15 protein-coding genes are annotated in these 17,422 nt (G+C 34.7%); 1 reads left to right on the top strand and 14 read right to left on the bottom strand.

Annotation, left to right across the window (positions count from 1 at the left end):
* Positions 1-2: 2 nt before the first annotated feature.
* The 14 genes from D017_RS14980 to D017_RS09555 form a co-directional block, all read right to left on the bottom strand.
* Complete coding sequence (locus tag D017_RS14980; RefSeq protein ID WP_051583862.1) at positions 3-1,070, bottom strand: glycosyltransferase family 2 protein; 1,068 nt, start codon at positions 1,068-1,070, stop codon at positions 3-5.
* A 52-nt stretch (positions 1,071-1,122) separates the two neighbouring features.
* Entirely contained in the window at positions 1,123-2,136 is a 1,014-nt protein-coding gene (locus D017_RS09620) for an acyltransferase (protein WP_035336230.1), read from the bottom strand.
* A complete protein-coding gene (locus tag D017_RS09615) occupies positions 2,136-2,915 on the bottom strand; it encodes a glycosyltransferase (RefSeq protein WP_035336229.1) in 780 nt (259 codons plus the stop codon). The genes D017_RS09620 and D017_RS09615 overlap by 1 nt, the downstream gene beginning before the upstream one ends.
* A 5-nt stretch (positions 2,916-2,920) precedes the next feature.
* Positions 2,921-3,775, bottom strand: coding sequence for a glycosyltransferase (locus D017_RS09610; RefSeq protein ID WP_035336227.1), 855 nt, complete (start codon positions 3,773-3,775; stop codon positions 2,921-2,923).
* A gap of 2 nt (positions 3,776-3,777) precedes the next feature.
* Positions 3,778-4,578, bottom strand: a complete 801-nt coding sequence (locus D017_RS09605) for a glycosyltransferase family 2 protein (protein WP_051583861.1) — start codon at positions 4,576-4,578, stop codon at positions 3,778-3,780.
* The gene (locus D017_RS15195; protein ID WP_225969292.1) at positions 4,571-6,052 is read right to left on the bottom strand and encodes a CatB-related O-acetyltransferase; all 1,482 of its coding nucleotides are present in this window, start codon (positions 6,050-6,052) and stop codon (positions 4,571-4,573) included. The genes D017_RS09605 and D017_RS15195 overlap by 8 nt, the downstream gene beginning before the upstream one ends.
* A 146-nt stretch (positions 6,053-6,198) precedes the next feature.
* Complete coding sequence (locus D017_RS09590; RefSeq protein ID WP_035336225.1) at positions 6,199-7,215, bottom strand: hypothetical protein; 1,017 nt, start codon at positions 7,213-7,215, stop codon at positions 6,199-6,201.
* Positions 7,216-7,257: 42 nt separating this feature from the next.
* Complete coding sequence (locus D017_RS09585) at positions 7,258-8,034, bottom strand: glycosyltransferase family 2 protein (RefSeq protein WP_035336223.1); 777 nt, start codon at positions 8,032-8,034, stop codon at positions 7,258-7,260.
* Positions 8,035-8,041: 7 nt separating this feature from the next.
* On the bottom strand, positions 8,042-8,860 hold the full coding sequence (locus D017_RS14975) for an FkbM family methyltransferase (protein ID WP_225969291.1): 819 nt from the start codon (positions 8,858-8,860) through the stop codon (positions 8,042-8,044).
* A gap of 63 nt (positions 8,861-8,923) precedes the next feature.
* Positions 8,924-10,213, bottom strand: a complete 1,290-nt coding sequence (locus tag D017_RS09575) for an ABC transporter ATP-binding protein (protein WP_035336221.1) — start codon at positions 10,211-10,213, stop codon at positions 8,924-8,926.
* On the bottom strand, positions 10,210-11,037 hold the full coding sequence (locus D017_RS09570) for a polysaccharide pyruvyl transferase family protein (protein WP_035336220.1): 828 nt from the start codon (positions 11,035-11,037) through the stop codon (positions 10,210-10,212). The genes D017_RS09575 and D017_RS09570 overlap by 4 nt, the downstream gene beginning before the upstream one ends.
* Positions 11,037-11,897: an ABC transporter permease gene (locus D017_RS09565; protein WP_225969290.1), complete on the bottom strand. Its 861-nt coding sequence runs from the start codon at positions 11,895-11,897 to the stop codon at positions 11,037-11,039. Before D017_RS09565 ends, D017_RS09570 begins: the two co-directional genes overlap by 1 nt.
* A gap of 21 nt (positions 11,898-11,918) precedes the next feature.
* The gene (locus D017_RS09560; protein WP_035336218.1) at positions 11,919-14,381 is read right to left on the bottom strand and encodes a tyrosine-protein kinase; all 2,463 of its coding nucleotides are present in this window, start codon (positions 14,379-14,381) and stop codon (positions 11,919-11,921) included.
* A 3-nt stretch (positions 14,382-14,384) separates the two neighbouring features.
* Positions 14,385-15,170: a polysaccharide biosynthesis/export family protein gene (locus D017_RS09555; protein WP_035336217.1), complete on the bottom strand. Its 786-nt coding sequence runs from the start codon at positions 15,168-15,170 to the stop codon at positions 14,385-14,387.
* Positions 15,171-15,441: 271 nt separating this feature from the next.
* On the opposite strand from D017_RS09555, the gene D017_RS09550 reads away from it, so the two are divergent.
* On the top strand, positions 15,442-17,361 hold the full coding sequence (locus D017_RS09550; RefSeq protein ID WP_035336216.1) for an ABC-F family ATP-binding cassette domain-containing protein: 1,920 nt from the start codon (positions 15,442-15,444) through the stop codon (positions 17,359-17,361).
* Positions 17,362-17,422: the final 61 nt, after the last annotated feature.

The raw sequence follows: 17,422 nt of genomic DNA, 5'->3' as shown, positions 1-17,422 counted from the left end.
CTTTATCTATAGTGAAGTTCTAGCGCCACAGTGTTTTCGCCTATAAGCTTAAAATCATAATAGGAGTCTCTAGCCTTGAATACAATCCATTCTAGAACTATGTTATTTACTTCTAAGATGGAAATAAAATTAATGGATTTATTTTTAAGTTTTCTCTTAATCTTTTTGACAATATCCTTTCGCTCTGGGTGTAGACGAACTTTGAAAAAAACTCTATACCCTTTGTAATTATCCATATAATACAAAGCAGAGAGCACTTGATCTCTAGTAGCATAAACATCTATAGAAACCTCGGGCATATTCAAATCATAAGGCTCAGGCACAACGCCTACTTCTCCTAAATGATTTGCTTTAACAGCTATTCCCTTTTTAACCCTGTTCAGATATTGGCCGTTAATAAGCTCTAACGTTTCTGCAAAAGGATACTTACTCTTAACACTTCTATACATTTTAGAATGCCATTGATGTTTAAAGTACAGGGAATCTTTAATAAATTCTACATCATAGCCTCCTCTTTGCAGTCTTAAATGAACGTCTGTATCCTCTCCTCCCCAACCGTGATAAAACTCATCAAATCCACCTATTGATTTGATATGCGCTGTAGGGAAAATTGTTATTCCTGTAGCTTCCACACCTGAGACTCCCTTGATTTCAAACTCATCAAATGATTTATCTTTCTCACTCTCTATTTCAGGCATAAAACCAACAGGGAAATAAATAGTTTTTTCTTGTTTTAGAAGTGATGCTACTTCTTGTGAAAAATTAGGGTGCCATATCATGTCCATGTCTGAAACCATAAAATGAGAAGTCGTACAAGATTTTAATACCATATTGATACACCTTGACTTATTCCAGAGCTGTCCTTGAGTAGCACATAAAAACAAAACTACATTATCAAAAGTCTTTAGTAAGTTACCCAGCGCTATCTGATATGACGGTTCACTTCCATAATCTACAACCACTAATCGGGAAACATGGTCCAGTTGTGATACTATAGAGGCTATACTACGTCTTACCGTCTTTAGATCACGATTACGATTAGGTATTACTATTGTAAGGTTGCTAGACATAGATACGTTGTGTTGTCATTTTCATTGCGTCGTAAGATAATAAAGCTACTTTTTATTTATACTGTAATGCGCGTTTTTCCACAAGATGCCACGACATATATCCCATGATGAGAGAAATCATAATAGAATAGATAATAAAATCACCTATTTCCGGATTAAAGTAGTAGAGCAATATTTGTTGAATAGGAAATCCATAAATATAAATACCATAAGAAGCATCTCCATAAACACTAAATTTTTGAAGTAGTTTAATAGGCACAAAACCTAGACTTAAAATACATATAGGAAAAAGCACGTGCTTTATCTCTTTATAAAACCCCAAATAAATAGCTGAAATTAGCAGCAAACCACTTGATAAAAATACTATCGAATGCTTCCATTTATCAAAATTTACCTGAGCAAGTACGGTACCTGCAACAAAAAAGGCACCTAGATTTAATACGTGAAACCCTAATATCTGAAGCACCTGCCTCTCATAGATATTTCCAAGATTAAAGTTATAGAGGACAATCATCGATACAAAAACTAATATCGATAGGATAAACTGCAACTTCTTGTAAGACTTAAGAAAAAAAAGCACTATTAAAGCCACGTATAATGAAAACTCATATTGAATAGTCCACAAAGACCCGTTTACAGAATGATATGGCATCTCATTAAAGACACCCGTAACTATACCTTGGAAACCATACAGAGATAGATTATTAGGCAAATAAGTAAGGTAAGACACGTTACTCAACAATGGCTCTCTCCCCTCGTATAAAAAAGGAATAACTATTAATGATAGTATTAACACAACCAATAATCCAGGAAATATGCGTAGTATCCTTTTTTTAAAATAATTCTTAATAGTGTCACTCCGCATTAAGCTTTTATAGATAAAATAACCGCTAATGGTAAAAAATCCGCTTAAACCTATTGCCGAAAAACTGACCTGATTATCTGTGAGTATAGTTAGCCATTCCTGATTTTCTTCCATTCCCTTCAAGGCAAAAGAATGTGTGATAAGCACAAAGATGGCTAGCATAAATCTCAGAAAATCAAAGTTATTCTTATGCTTAACCATTAGAATTTTTCTGGTTTATTAAAAGAGAACTTTATCGTGTATAGAAAGCGTTTAAACGCATACCACAAATCTAAAACAAACCCTCTCTTAAGTCTCCAGCTTGTCGCTAAAAGCCCTTTAAATGCAGAAAAAGCACTAACCTCTTCATGCCACAATTGATAGTTGCCAATTATATCATTTTTAAATCTAAAAAATTCTTGAGCCTTTGTTCGTTTAATTTCGTAGCTAAATATCGCTGGAACGAAGTCGATTTTGTAACCAGCTTCAAGAACCCTCTTAGACCATTCTTTATCTTCAAAAGTGGAGACATTATCATTAAAGGGATGTTTTTGCCATACCGCTTTCGCGAAAGCGGAACCAGAAAAAATTAAACCAGATTTATTAGGATCATCCTGTGCGCTTACATTGTTGATATAATTGCGGTAATCATTAGGACTATGCAGGCAGCGTAAGCCTGCAAGGTTATTATTGCTTTGAAATTTATCTTTTATGAGCTTAAAAAAATCATGACTCACAGGATATGAATGAGCACTAAAAAGAACCACTACATCATGAGTTGCTTTTTGAGCAGCAAAGTTTGCACTACCTCCATAACTAAACTCTCTAATAGTCTCAAAGCGTGCATTATATATGGCAGCTACTTTCTCGCTACCATCTGTAGATAGGTTATCTACAACTACTATTTCATCTATATCATCATTATAGCGTTCTCTTAGGTTTTTAAGTAAAAACGCTAAAGCTACCTCTTGATTTTTATTACGTATTACAACAGAAATCATATAATTCACTTTTTAGATCTACGTAGCCCTTTTATTAGTCTAAAAGGTTTTGTGATAACTTTCCCTATTTTATATTCTAAGGATGTTTTCAAATTGTCTTCACTCAATCTGTGTTTTTTTATTAAGTAAAATAAATAATCCATCGTAGTGTCAAATTTATCTATATAAATCTCTCGATGTTTTTTGTAAACATATTTTGACACATCTTCTGCGTGGTGGGCTAAGGTATTTGTTAACATAGAAACCTTAGCCTTTCGATAATAGAAAAGTGATCTCTCTATTACTTTGAATTCCCCACCATCTTTCAAAATCGATATCCAGAATTCCCAATCTTCAAAACCTTTACGCATTGACTCATCGTAACCTCCTACTCTTTCCCAACTTGACTTCTTATATACTGATGAAGGCATTAAAATATTTTCAAATAATAGAGAATGATAGTCTTTTCCGCAAGGTTTGTGCTCGTAGAAGGTGTCTTTAATATGATCACTAAAAAACATTCTATAACAGGATACTACTTCAAGATGTATGTTCTGTTCGAAATAAGGTATAATTGTATTAAGATAATCTTCATGTAAAATATCGTCAGAATCTAGCGGCAGTATAAATGTACCTTTTGCCATAGCGATACCTGAGTTTCTAGCTGCTGGGAGACCTCCATTTTTCTTGTAGATATAATGAAACCTACTATCTCTAGTGCTCCATTGTTGAGCTACTTCTTCGGTATTATCAGGACTTCCATCATTTACAATAATACATTCCCAACTAACAAAGGTTTGATTCACTACCGACTGTAATGTCTGATCTAGAAAGTGGGCTTGTCTGTAGCAAGGAACAATAATGGAAACTTTTGGAATCATATTTAAAATTTATTGAGAAATTTTAACTGAACTAGTAATCGAATTATTCTAGATCTTCTTAGAGAATTTATTATTTGCTGATATATCAACACATTATCTAAATCTTGCATAAATGCCTTGTAGTTTGAAGCTAGTATTTCTTGCTTTTCAGTTTCCATACGTCGTTGGTTATTGGGATTAGAACTAATACCACCTAAATAAAAATTAACGAGCGTTTTATTAAGGTACTTATATGAAACTTGATGTTTACAAATACAGTCAATAAAGAATTTCCAATCTGCAACTATTTTCAAATCCTCATCATAAACTCCAAAATTTTCAAACAAACTTTTTTTCATAAAAGTTGCTTGATGAGGGATATTATCTTTTAAGAAGTAAGCAAACGATAAAGTTTCTGGATATGTTTTCAAATACTTTTTATCTTTTCCTATAACCATCTGATTACAATAGGCAATATCATATGGTTCTATATCATTGATTACATTTTCTAATGATTGTTTTTTATAAAATGAATCCCCACTATTCAAAAAAAGTAAATACTCCCCTTGCGCTTGTATAATCCCTTTATTCATGGCGTTATACACGCCAGTATCTGGCTCACTTACAGAATAGTTAAATCTAGTACTATATTTTTCTATATAAACTTCACTACCATCATCTGAACCACCATCAATAACAATGTGCTCAAAATCTTGATAAGTTTGTTCTTGAACACTTTCCACAGTCTTCTTCAGACCATCAAGGTCGTTATAGTTTATTGTGATTATGGAGATTTTAGCTATGTTATTTTGTAGGTTACTCACTTAGGTTATTATTAATAAAATTCTCTAAATCAAAGAAATACTTTTCAACTTCATTTAATTTTTCTGGTGGAAAATCCCACCAATTTATTTTCAGTAATGCTTCAATTGTATCATCAGAATGTCTGTATCTCACAATACGCATTGGATTACCTACTACGATAGCAAATGGAGGGACATCTTTTGAAACAACTGTACCTGCTCCTATTATTGCACCATGACCAACAGTCACACCATCTAGAATTAAAACATTCATCCCAATAAAGACATCATTACCGATAGTGATTAATTTACTCTCTCTATATTTATTTTCAGTGCTTAACGTTATCCCATTTTGTTTATTTAATGAGTAAAACATAGGGTGAGTTGAAATTCCCATAGTAGGGTGAACACCCCAGCCTGAAATTAAGTTTGGACCAATGGAACAAAATTTACCTACAATAGTATTTTTAAATGTTGCATTTTGAGAAACATATGTATAGCTACCTATTAAAGAATCTATTAAAACAGTTTTAGGTGTTAATTTGACATTATAACCAAGATGACTCCGGATTTTAATAAAGTCAACTGAATCCTCAAATAATTTCTTAAAGGAAGGTATTACACTAATTAAAAAAAGTTTAAACGTTTTTTTAATCTTCGATTTTGAAAGTCTAGTTTGTGAGGCGCTGTTTAAGTTTTGATAAAAACTCCTGATTGCTTTTTCTCCAGAACTATTTTGACTTAACTCAATCTTTTCTACTTCTATTGCTTTAGCTAATTGAGCATGAAAGTAATCATTTTGGTCCCCAGTATGAATTCCAGAATTATCGAATCCAATATTCTGAACAAGTGATTTTGAGGGGAATAAAGTATAACCACCATTTAACAATACAGAGGCATGCCATTTAACAAACCAAGTGTTTAATTTTCCTGTTATATTATCAGCTAATTGCGATCTTAAACGCTCTCCGCCAAACTTTTCAAAAGCTCTCCAAAGCTCATTAGATTCAATTGTTTGCCAAAGATGGATAGCATCATTATTAAAATGGAACCATGCGCGATTCCAAGTAGCCCATCCCCAACATAAAGTCACATTATAAAAAAAAGTTTCTGGTAGTTCTTCACTATGAGGATACATATATCCAGAAATATGCATTATCCGCTCATCATATTTATATAAATCTAGAGCGTTATTCATATACTTCAAAAAACCTTTTGATACTACAATATCATCTTCAAGAACAATTACATTATCATAAAGATTTACAACTGTTGATACGCCATCTCTAATATTTTCTGCAAGTCCATAGTTCCCCTCTCGTTTGATAACTTCGACTTTTTCAAATCTAGACTCTGTATCTGCAATCGCTCTAACCTCATTTATATTCGCTAATAAATTCTCATTACAATTAGCCTTAGGACCATCACAATAGATATAAAGTATACTTTCGGTTGCCTCACTATTTTGAGCCAATGCATCTAATGTCTTCTTCATATGAATAGGACGATTATAGGCAAATAAGACGATAGGTGCATAGGACATAAAAAACTATTGTTTTAAATTTAAGAAAACTGTAATTGTTGAATATCTGCTTCAATTATAACAAAAAATAGCAAGTTTGAAATATTACCACAAACAAATCATATTTTCCGAATCCTCTTATAGTACTTTCTTATCTTACTTCTGAAAGTTCTAGGTGTTAAGAACTTACAAAAATTTAGGAGATAATTATTATTTTTTGAAAGCTGCGTCAAATCCAACATATAAATTCCATCATTATTAGGCGTATATTTTACTGAATTTTGATAATTACCTTTCACAATTTGCGTAACTATTTCAAAAATTTTAATGGGTACCCAACTCAGGTTTAACGTTACAACCCTCACATATTGATCGTCCTTAGTGTTCTTAAAAAAAATTTCTCCTTTATTGTTAAAATAGATTTGTTTCAAACTTCTATTATCAATTTGAAATTTATATTGAACATACCCATCTTCAAAACAAATGCAATCATCAAAAGTTTCTGCATTAATAATTTTATTAAGGCGTGTACTTCTTATTGAATTTTTATCCCTATAAACTGTGTAAGCTCGCATCTCGGTAAAGGCAAAAGTTGGATAATTTATCAAATTGCTTTCTTGTTCCGCAATGTATTGATCATTTAAAAAAAGCGAATTAATAGTCTTCAAATACCCAAAAACTACATTAATTCCTGCAACATAACCGTTTAAACAAGAGCTTCCACATTGCTCAGTACAATCGTATGAATCAAATTTATAGCTATGTGCATTCAAGTTATCCAAAATCATATTATCTGAATCAAAATGCCAAAAATCATTAATACCTTGTTCTTTTAAGAATGAATAAATATAGAACCATCGCTTGAATACAAAATTTGTCCACTTCTTTCTACCGTGATTTCTACCTGCTACGTGTTTATATACTTCATTAAATGTATTTATTTCTTTGGTATTAGCGTAATTATCAAAACACCTATGCTCAACACTGGCTTTAACTGCAATAGATTTATTACTATCATCACCTAACAGAACAATTCTAGTATTAGGATTTGAATATCTTGCCTGATTCAATACATAGCATAAGTAATCGCTGCAACCGTAATGACAAAATATAATAGGAGGAAATTTATTTTTCATTTTTGTGATAACTATACATTTTTTTTTGAGAAATGATAACCATTAAAACCTACTTAAAACTCCTAAATATTGTAATAATTTAATCTTATTTGATTTACGTAAATTCCTAATAATTCGTTCTAGTTGAAATCTATATTTCATATCATCTACAAATACCGAAAATTCTGATTCTAAAACTTCATTTCGTTCAATTTCAATTAGATTCGCATTTTCTGAAATAGAACTGATTCCCCCATGATAAAAATTAGTAAAGATCTTATCGAGGTAAAAATACGTAGCGTTGTATTTACTAATAGCTATTATAAAAAACTTCCAATCAGCAACAATCGAAAGAGAGGTATCATAAAGTCCTATTTTTTTAAAAAGATCAAGCCGAATGAATGTAGACTGATGTGGCGGAACATTTTTATATAAATAACTAAATGTCAATTTATCTGGACATTTCTTTATGTATTGCCCGCTACGAGTCTTTACATTAATATTAGCATACACAAAATCATACTTATTAAGATAAACTGCTGCATCTTGTAAGGCGTCGTCATAAAAAAAATCATCTCCGCTATTTAAAAAAAGAATATATTCTCCATTAGCAGCTTTTATTCCTTTATTCATGGCATCATAAATCCCTTTATCGGGTTCACTTATCCAATAACTGTAATTTTCTTGTGTTTTGTTAATAAGCTCTTTACTTCCATCGTCACTATTACCATCGATAATAATATGTTCAAAATCTTCAAAAGATTGTTTCTGAACACTAGTGATAGTCTTTTCTAACCCTAACACATCATTCATATTAACAGTGACAATACTCAAAATCATACTTCTCCTATTTTTTTGCAATCAAGTTTTCATAAGGATATCTTAATCTCATAACATCTCGAACTAATCCACCATTCTCCAGCCTATACCACTTATACCCTAATTCTTCAATCATCTTGTACACATCTTGAACCATGTAACCTGCATTAAAGGTATTTTGCTCTGTAAATTCAACCATCAAAATTGGTGAAAAATTCTCCAAAAAATTTAACCCTCCTAGCAATGTAAACTTCTCCCAACCCTCAACATCAATTTTGACTAAACGTATATTACTCTTATCTACTCTTTCTAGTTCTTTATCTAATGTACTCACAGAAACTTTGATGGATTGTTGTAATTTATTATCGCTACTAGATGCAAGAGAATTCCAAGCATCATGACCATTATTAGATATAAAGAAATCCATATCGCCTTCCTTATCAGAAAGTGCTAGTTGTCTAGCTTCTATATTCTTAAAATCATTTAGAGAAATGTTTTCGATTAGCCTATTGTAGGTAATTGGTGTAGGTTCAAAACTAATTACCCTCCCAGTAGCTCCAACTTTTGGTGAAGCAAAAAGAGAAAACAACCCAACATTTGCCCCAATATCAATAAAAATATCTCCCTCATTCAAAAGATATTCTAAGTAAGATATCTCTTCTATTTCAAACCCTCTGTACATAGACCGCGATAAAACACTGTCTCTGTATAGGGTTATGTTTACAGAATTATTTAATTCATAGACAAAAGAACTCTGCCCATTAAACAAGTCACTCCATTCTTTGTCCTTTTGTCCAAGAGTAATTGTATGTCTCTTCAAATCAATTTTATAAATATAGTTTTTCAAGACTTTGGCAGTCTTAACAGCTAGCCTGTAGAAAATATTATCGAACATTCTTTGTTATGTAAATCATTTTTTAATCGTCTCCCAATTTAATGAGGGCATTATTAAACCTGGACGATCCTCCATGTAAACTGCATTTATTCCTTCTAAATTTTTAACGTCAATATTTTTACCTAAACCGTCATTATAAATGATCCACCTTTTGTTGTGAACACCAATGGCCAGCTTGATAAAATAAGAGCCCTCCTTAAGTAAGTTTGAGGAGATTACACTTTTACATACAAACTCTCCTTTTTCTAGCTCTTTTATCTCAGTATTCGCATCATCATGATAACTCCTAAATAGTAAACTGTTAGTTTTCACATCGATAAAGTCATACCCCACCCTACAACCTATTAAACTTTTAAACAACTCAAATTTAATCTCAATCGTTATTGGCAGATTTGTATAATACAATCCTTCAGGAGATTCTTTTTGATAAATATTAAATGAATCTAACCTGAATTCATCATCATTCTGGTTTATAATAAAGTTATCTGTAGAATTGCTCGTATTATCATCTGCATTTTCTGTTAAGTACATTTCGATACCATCCTTTGTAGTACCATCAAAACTAATTTCGCCATTTTTAAGTACGATACAACGATCGCACAACTGTTGTATGCTACCCATATTATGGCTCACTATAAGTACTGTTCTCCCACCAGTTTGAGATATATCCTGCATCTTACCTATAGCCTTTTTCTGGAACTCAGCATCTCCTACGGCCAGTACCTCATCTACCACAAGAATATCTGGCTCTAAGAATGCCGCTACCGCAAAGCCTAATCGCACACGCATACCACTTGAATAACGCTTTACAGGAGTATCAATGTACATTTGACAGCCTGAAAAGTCCACAATCTCATCAATCTTAGCAGTAATTTCAATTTTGGTCATTCCCAAAATAGCCCCGTTTAAAAAGATATTTTCTCGTCCCGTTAGTTCTGGATGCATCCCAGTACCTACTTCTAGTAAGCTCGCAATTCTACCTTTAGTCTTTATACTGCCTGTAGTTGGGCTGGTTACTCTGGATAATAACTTTAGTAACGTTGATTTTCCTGCGCCATTTTTTCCAATAATACCGAGAATTTCTCCTCTCTTAACTTCAAAATTAATATCCTTTAATGCCCACACATAATCAGAACTAGCACTAGCACTTCGGTCATTTACAGCTCCTATCTGTAAGTACGGGTCATCTTTCCCCCTTAACTTTGCCCAAAATCGATTAATGTCATGACCCAAAGTTCCAGTTCCTACAACACCTAAGCGATATTGTTTTGATATATTTTGTGCCTTTAATATTATATCGTTCATTGATTTAATGCTTTAAAAGGACATACCTCAAGAAGTTTCTTTTGTAAACTTTCTATGAGCCCTATATCTGGAAGTGCATTTTTATGATTTTCAACAAAAGAAATCCAATGATTTACATCTTCTGGTGTATCTACTGTCAATGCTCTGTAAGGATCTAAACCTACAGACATAAAATAGTCATGATATTTCACCCCATCTCCAAAAATTTTATTTGAAAAAATTACTTGAACGGCAGGTATTTGATAAGCGTGCGCTACAATTACACCGTGTAACGATGATGCTATAATACGCTCACAAGAGAGAATTTCTTTAGTTGTAGACTCTATGTCATTTGTTCTAAAATCTATAACCTTCACCTCTGGAATATTAGCAAACATTTGTGCTACAGCTACATAATCATTGATGTGAGGTATCACTCCAATTTTTGTTTTTTTAGCAAATGTATTCTCAAAGAAAAGTGGCAATAATAGCGCTGGATCACCATACACTTCAGGACATGAATAGCCCATGCTAAGTAATCGCTTTCGCGAAAGCGGGCCTCTCACTGCTAGAAAAGTGGCATTAGAAATCACAGAATCTCTATGGTTTATACCACTACCCCAAACAGTACAACGTGGACCTATATGCTCTAAAACACTTCCAATGGTTACATATAAAGGTTTCCATAAATTTTTAAGATGAAATTTATTTGCGCGTACCCACTTAACCGATTTTCTTGAGATCTTTTCTACAAGGTATTTCCCTAAGAGGTCTCCATAGTTCTCTTTTTTCTTCTTTTGGATATGTATCTCACTCCACCAATATAGTCGTATTGAATTTCTCATTAGACAGTATCTATAAAGGTTTTTTCTGTTTTATTAAAAACAATTAATCCCATTAAAAGAGATACTACTGCAACAACACTACTTATAATAAGTCCATTAAAATTTAAGTATTCACTGCCTAACAAAAGGTTCCTATACAACTCAATAGTTTGTGCGAGCGGGTTTGCTTCAATAAGCCATGAATAGTCAGAGCTCTTCTTTCTAGCCTCTGCTATCGGATACATTACTGCACTCAAATACATCAACAAATTGATTCCAAAAGAAACCAATATGGTTAAGTCCCTATATTTTGTGGTAAGAGAACTCAAAATCATTCCCACCCCTAAACCTAATAATGCCATATTAAGAACGCAAATAGGAAGTAACCAAATATAAACTGAGGGAGCAATAGAAGCATCCTTAAAAAAGACGAAATACAAATAGAAAATAAAAAATATGAATAACTGTATGATGTACTTAAAAAGCCCTGAAATAACCTTAGAAGCCGGAACAATAAACCTAGGGAAGTACACCTTACCAAATAGTCCTGCGTTTGCTGTAAAAGTAGTGCTACTCGTACTAAGACATTCTTTGAAATAATTCCACAAGGTAACTCCAGCAAGATTAAATAAAAATGGAGGAACAACACCGGTATTAATATTAGCAAATGTGTTGAAAACAAGCGTAAAAACCACACTAGTAAATAATGGCTGTATGAGATACCATAAAGGTCCAAGAACAGTCTGTTTATAAACAGTTACAATATCTCTTTTTACAAAAAGAACAAGCAAATCTCTATAGCGCCAAATTTCCTTAAGATTCAAATCTATAAGCCTCCCCTTAGGTTTAATCTCGTAAAGCCAGTCTTCGTCCTCTTTCATTTTATCAACCATAAACCCTCTCTACTTACGACCTCTTATCAGCCTTCCTAACTTACCTAATAAGCCTCCTCTTCTTTCCTCCTCATGGTACCCATTATTATAGGTTCCGTAGCCGTACCCATAGCCGTACCCAGAGCCTGAACCATAGCCATACCCGTATTTACGCTTCTGTTGGAAATAGTTGAGTACAAAGCTTACATGTTTTATTTGTCCTTTTTCATACTTATCTGTAACCAGACCGAGCATGTCCTTCTTAGTATAACCTTGACGCACCATATATAGAGAAGCATCCACATAAGGCATTAATTCAAATGCATCAGAGACAAGACCTAACGGAGGTGTATCAAAAACGATATAGTCATACTCTTCTTTGAGCTTATTAATGAAATCTCCCATCGCGTCACTTATAATAAGCTCTGATGGATTAGGCGGGATAGGTCCAGAAAGAATAACGTCTAGATGATCAATACCAGAAGGCTGTTTTACTTCATCTAGTGTTGCATCTCCTATCAAGTAGTTAACTACTCCTTTATCATTCTCCAGCTCAAAATCATCAAATATCTTCGGCTTACGTAAATCTAGTCCCACTAGCACTGTTTTCTTTTCGCTTAAAGCGAAAACGGAAGCAAGATTCATAGAGGTAAATGTTTTACCCTCACCACTTACACTTGAGGTCACTAATACAGTTTTTGCCCCGACAACTCCTTTCTTCTTATACATAAACTGTAGGCCAGAGCGCAAACCTCTAAAAGCTTCTGCCATTGCAGATCGAGGATAATCACGCACCACTAATCCCGAAGATCGCTTGCTTTTACCTATCACTCCAAGTACAGGAATAGTTGAGCGTTTCTTTACATCTTCTGGCGTGCCAACTTTTGTATCTAAAAAGAAGATAATTAGTACCAAGGCTAAAGGAATAACAATTCCAAAAGTGGCTGCCATCACTTTATTGAGTTGCGTATTTGGACCTATTGGGCCTCTACCCACATCCTTTGCTTTATCAATAAATAAGATATCTGAAACATTTGACGCTTTTATTATTTCCGCCTCGCTACGCTTTGCGGTATATAAATTATAAGCTTCTTGGCTTATGGTGAAACGGCGTTGTATCTCTGCAAGTTCTTGTTCTTCTTTCGGAAATTGTCTTAACTTCCTTTCGGCTTGACCTATCTCTCTGTTTAAACTAGAAATCTGACTATTGATCTGAGATTTGCTAGATCTTATATTTTCAAACAAGACTGCTTTCTCTGCATCGATACGTCTATCAAGGTCTCTAAAAGCCGGGTTGCCTTCCTTTGCGGTATATGCAAGATTACTACGTTGTAAGGCAAGCTGGATAATACTTGACACCCCAGCTGTAATACTTCCTTCACTAATAAGTGTAACGGATGGAGCTGGCACATTGGTATAATCTGTACGGGTTCTTAGATATTCTTCTAGTTGCTTATAATAAACGAGTTGTCTAGCTAGATCATCTTTCTCGTTATCTATAGCTTGTAACTCTTCACTTATTTGTTCTGCGCCTCCTGATAAGGTAATGGCACTATTTTTATTTTGAAAAGAATTAAGATCATTAAGCGCCTTGTCTAAATCTACATTACTAGACTTGAGACTACTATCGATATACTTTATAGTTTTTGTAGCAAATAGATTCTTCTGGCGCAATTGCTCTTCTGTACGCACCTCCACACTTGCATTTAGATAATCAATGAGTCTCTTCTTATTAGTCCCTACAAGGCTCAACTCTAGCGTTGAACTCCCTCGCGGAGTTTGAGTAACTCCCATCCCACGATATCTTCCTGCGGTGCCATCAAAATTACCCATACTCACAAAGTACTCCTGACCGGCGGTAGGATACACATCTGTAGCGATTAATTGTCCTTTTAAAAACGGTGTATCAATTGTATCTCCTAACTTAAAAACCTGATCAAAATCTGTGGCTGGCGCAGGGATTGCAGATGGCTTAAGGGTATTATAATTAAAAAGCGCAGCATTTCCTCCATTAAAAGGTATAGTAAGTCTCATGCTACCATCGCCTTGGTCTACTACAGTGATTCTTTTTCCATACAGTTGAGGGAATGAGTCGTTAAGTTTTAATTTAAATGGCGTGTATCCATACACATCCTCAATGGTGTATTTACCTTGTTTCTGGTAGTTTATGTAGTATTGTAGGTATTGAACAACACGCTCTGCATGAGTTCTAGATTTAAGCATGATAATACTTGTTTGTACCTTATCTGTAGTACCACCCCAATTAAAAACCAAACTTGTATTACCTCCGAACATTTGATTCTGATCGTCTTTTATAGAGATCATACTTGTTTCTCTATAAATAGGCACTTTACGCACATTTATGTAGTGCGCAATAGAGAAGGCAATAGCCAATGATATTACAAATAACCACCAAAAACTTAAGAGCCTAAACAAGAATCCCTTAAAATCAAAGAAACCACCAGAGCTTTGTACGTCAAATTCTTCTTCCATCACTTATCGGGTTGCTAGTAATATTACAGAGGCTAGTGTTGTTACTAATCCTAATATGGTAGTAAATGCCTGAAGCCCCGTAGTACCAATACCAATTGCCTTTTGGGGTAGCGGGTTTACCGTAATAATATCATTAGGTTGTATGTAATAATAAGGCGACTGCATCACATCAATCTTTGTAAGGTCCACATGATGTACTCGCTGCCCTCCGGGATATTGTCTTATAATCAGTACATCTGTAAGGTCACCGGTAAGAGGTACGCCTCCAGCGTTTGCAATAGCCTCAAGTATCGAGACTTTTTCTGCAAGCACATTTTGGGTTCCAGAGGTTCCTATCTCTCCTACTAGTGTATACCGTATTCCTGGTAGTTTTACAGTCACAAATAAATCTGCCTCGTCTTTTATATAATCGGCTAGTAGTCTTTTTTCGATGATTTCCCTTATTTCGTCCGTGGTTCTTCCCAAGACGTTAATTTCACCTAGTTCGGGAACACGTATATTTCCGTGAGTATCTATAGCAAAACCATCATAATAAAAGCCTTCGTCTAGTGAAACTCCTCCATTGCTGGATGGATTAAAAAAGTCAACCAATTGTTGATCCAATGCTTTCAAGCGAATGCTTAATATATCTCCTACTTGCACACGATATGGTGGTTGCTGTTGCTGTAGAGATACAATACTATCAGTTGCACGTTCTGTCTCGCGCAAATAGGTAATATCTTTAAGGGGCACACAAGAAGCTGTACTCGCGACAATTACGAGTAAAAGCAGTATGATCAGGTATCTCATTTATGTAAAGTTAGGCATCACAAATATAGCACTTCATCGATAAAAATAAAACGTTCACAGATAGATGCTTAATTATTAGCTTAAAATTATCAGAAATTAAATAAAAACTACACTACGCAACGACTTAAAATCAAGTAATTTCTATTTGTAAGCGTTATTTTTGCTTTCGCGAAAGCGTAAACGCATACCACAATACTAAAATACTGGTTGAGCACTCATGTGACCAACTAATCGTAAATGGTGCAACGTATTGCATCTACACTATTTCCTGATGAATTACCTCTCTGTAGAAAACGTATCAAAATCCTTTGGCGAACACCATCTTTTTAAAGACATAGCGTTCGGTATTAACAAAGATCAAAAAATAGGCTTTGTTGCCAAAAATGGAACAGGTAAAACCTCTCTCCTCAATATCATCGCCGGACTGGAAGCTCCAGATAGTGGTCAAGTGGTGAGCAGAAAGGGTATTGTGATTTCGTTTTTACCTCAGGAACCAGATCTCGACCCTAATCTTACCGTAGAGGAAACCATATTTGCTCACGATAACCCTATTCTTAAAACCATTGCAAACTACGAGAAGGCGCTCCTCAATATGGAGGATGCAGATGCTTACCAAAAAGCATTTGACGCCATGGAAGTTGCACAAGCATGGGATTTTGAAACACAATATAAACAGATCCTTTTCAAGTTGAAACTTAATGACATGGATCGTAAAGTTGAGCTACTTAGTGGTGGGCAAAAAAAGCGCCTTGCTCTAGCTCAAATGATGCTCACTAAACCAGATCTCGCCATACTAGACGAGCCTACTAACCACCTTGACCTAGAGATGATTGAGTGGCTAGAAGATTATTTTCGCACTGAGAACATCACACTCTTTATGGTAACGCACGACCGTTACTTTCTGGAGAATGTGTGTAATGAGATTGTAGAGCTTGAGGGTGGTGTACTATATAGTTATAAAGGTAACTATGCTTATTACCTCGAGAACAAGGATGCGCGTATTGCAGCATGGGAGACAGAAACGGGAAAAGCAAAGCAACTTTACAAGAAAGAACTCGAGTGGATGCGTCGCCAGCCTAAGGCACGTACCACAAAGTCAAAGTCACGTATAGATGACTTTGCAGAGATTAAATCTCGTGCACATGAGCGTCGCAATGACCATACTGTGCAGCTTGAGATTAATATGGAGCGTATGGGAAGTAAAATTCTTGAGTTTCATAAAATCAGTAAATCCTTTGGTGATCTCAAATTGCTTGATCAATTTGAGTACGTTTTTAAAACTGGAGAGCGCGTTGGGATTATAGGTAAAAATGGAACAGGTAAAACTACTTTTCTCAACATGATGACGGGTGAGCTGGCACCAGATTCTGGAAAAGTTATTGTGGGCGACACTGTAAAGTTTGGCTACTACACTCAGAAAGGAATAAACATCAAAGAAGGACAAAAGGTAATAGATGTTATTAAAGAATTTGGCGATCACATCCCACTTAAAAAAGGCAGAACAATCTCTGCTGGACAGTTACTAGAACGCTTCCTTTTTGACCGTAAAAAACAATATGATTTTGTAGAGCGATTGAGTGGTGGAGAGCGTAAGCGTCTTTACTTATGTACTATTTTTATCCAGAATCCTAACTTCTTGATTCTTGATGAACCTACAAACGACCTGGACGTTGTAACACTTAACGTATTAGAACAATTTTTACTAGATTTCCCAGGTTGCCTCGTGGTGGTTTCTCACGACCGATACTTTATGGATAAGATTGTAGATCACCTTTTTGTTTTTAAAGGTGACGCTGTAGTAGAAGATTTTCCAGGTAATTACTCAGATTTTAGAGCTTACGAGGGAGGGATAAGTAACGCTTTCGCGAAAGCAGAAAAAGAACAAGCACAGCTAGAGAATAAGCAGAAGTTTAACGAATCTATGGACGCCGCTGCTGCCGAAACAAAATCTTGGAAAGAGCAACAGCACACAGGAACGCTTAGTTATAATGAGCAAAAAGAACATACAAAATTAGAGCGTGATATAGCAAAACTAGAACGCGAGAAAGAAGAAAAGCAGAAGGTATTTTTAAACCCTGACCTTACTCAAGATCAAATCACCGAAGAAAGCCTGAAATTACAGAAAATAATAGACGCTATATCCTCAAAAGAGGAGCGATGGTTTGAATTATCATCTAAGATGGAAGGATAAACCATTATAAACGACCACCTCAATTATAAAGAACACCTCAAAATAGCTCATATCCTACAAA

Source organism: Dokdonia sp. PRO95 (assembly GCF_000355805.1).
Taxonomy (GTDB): Bacteria; Bacteroidota; Bacteroidia; order Flavobacteriales; family Flavobacteriaceae; genus Dokdonia.
This window is presented reverse-complemented; position numbering and strand designations above follow the sequence as displayed.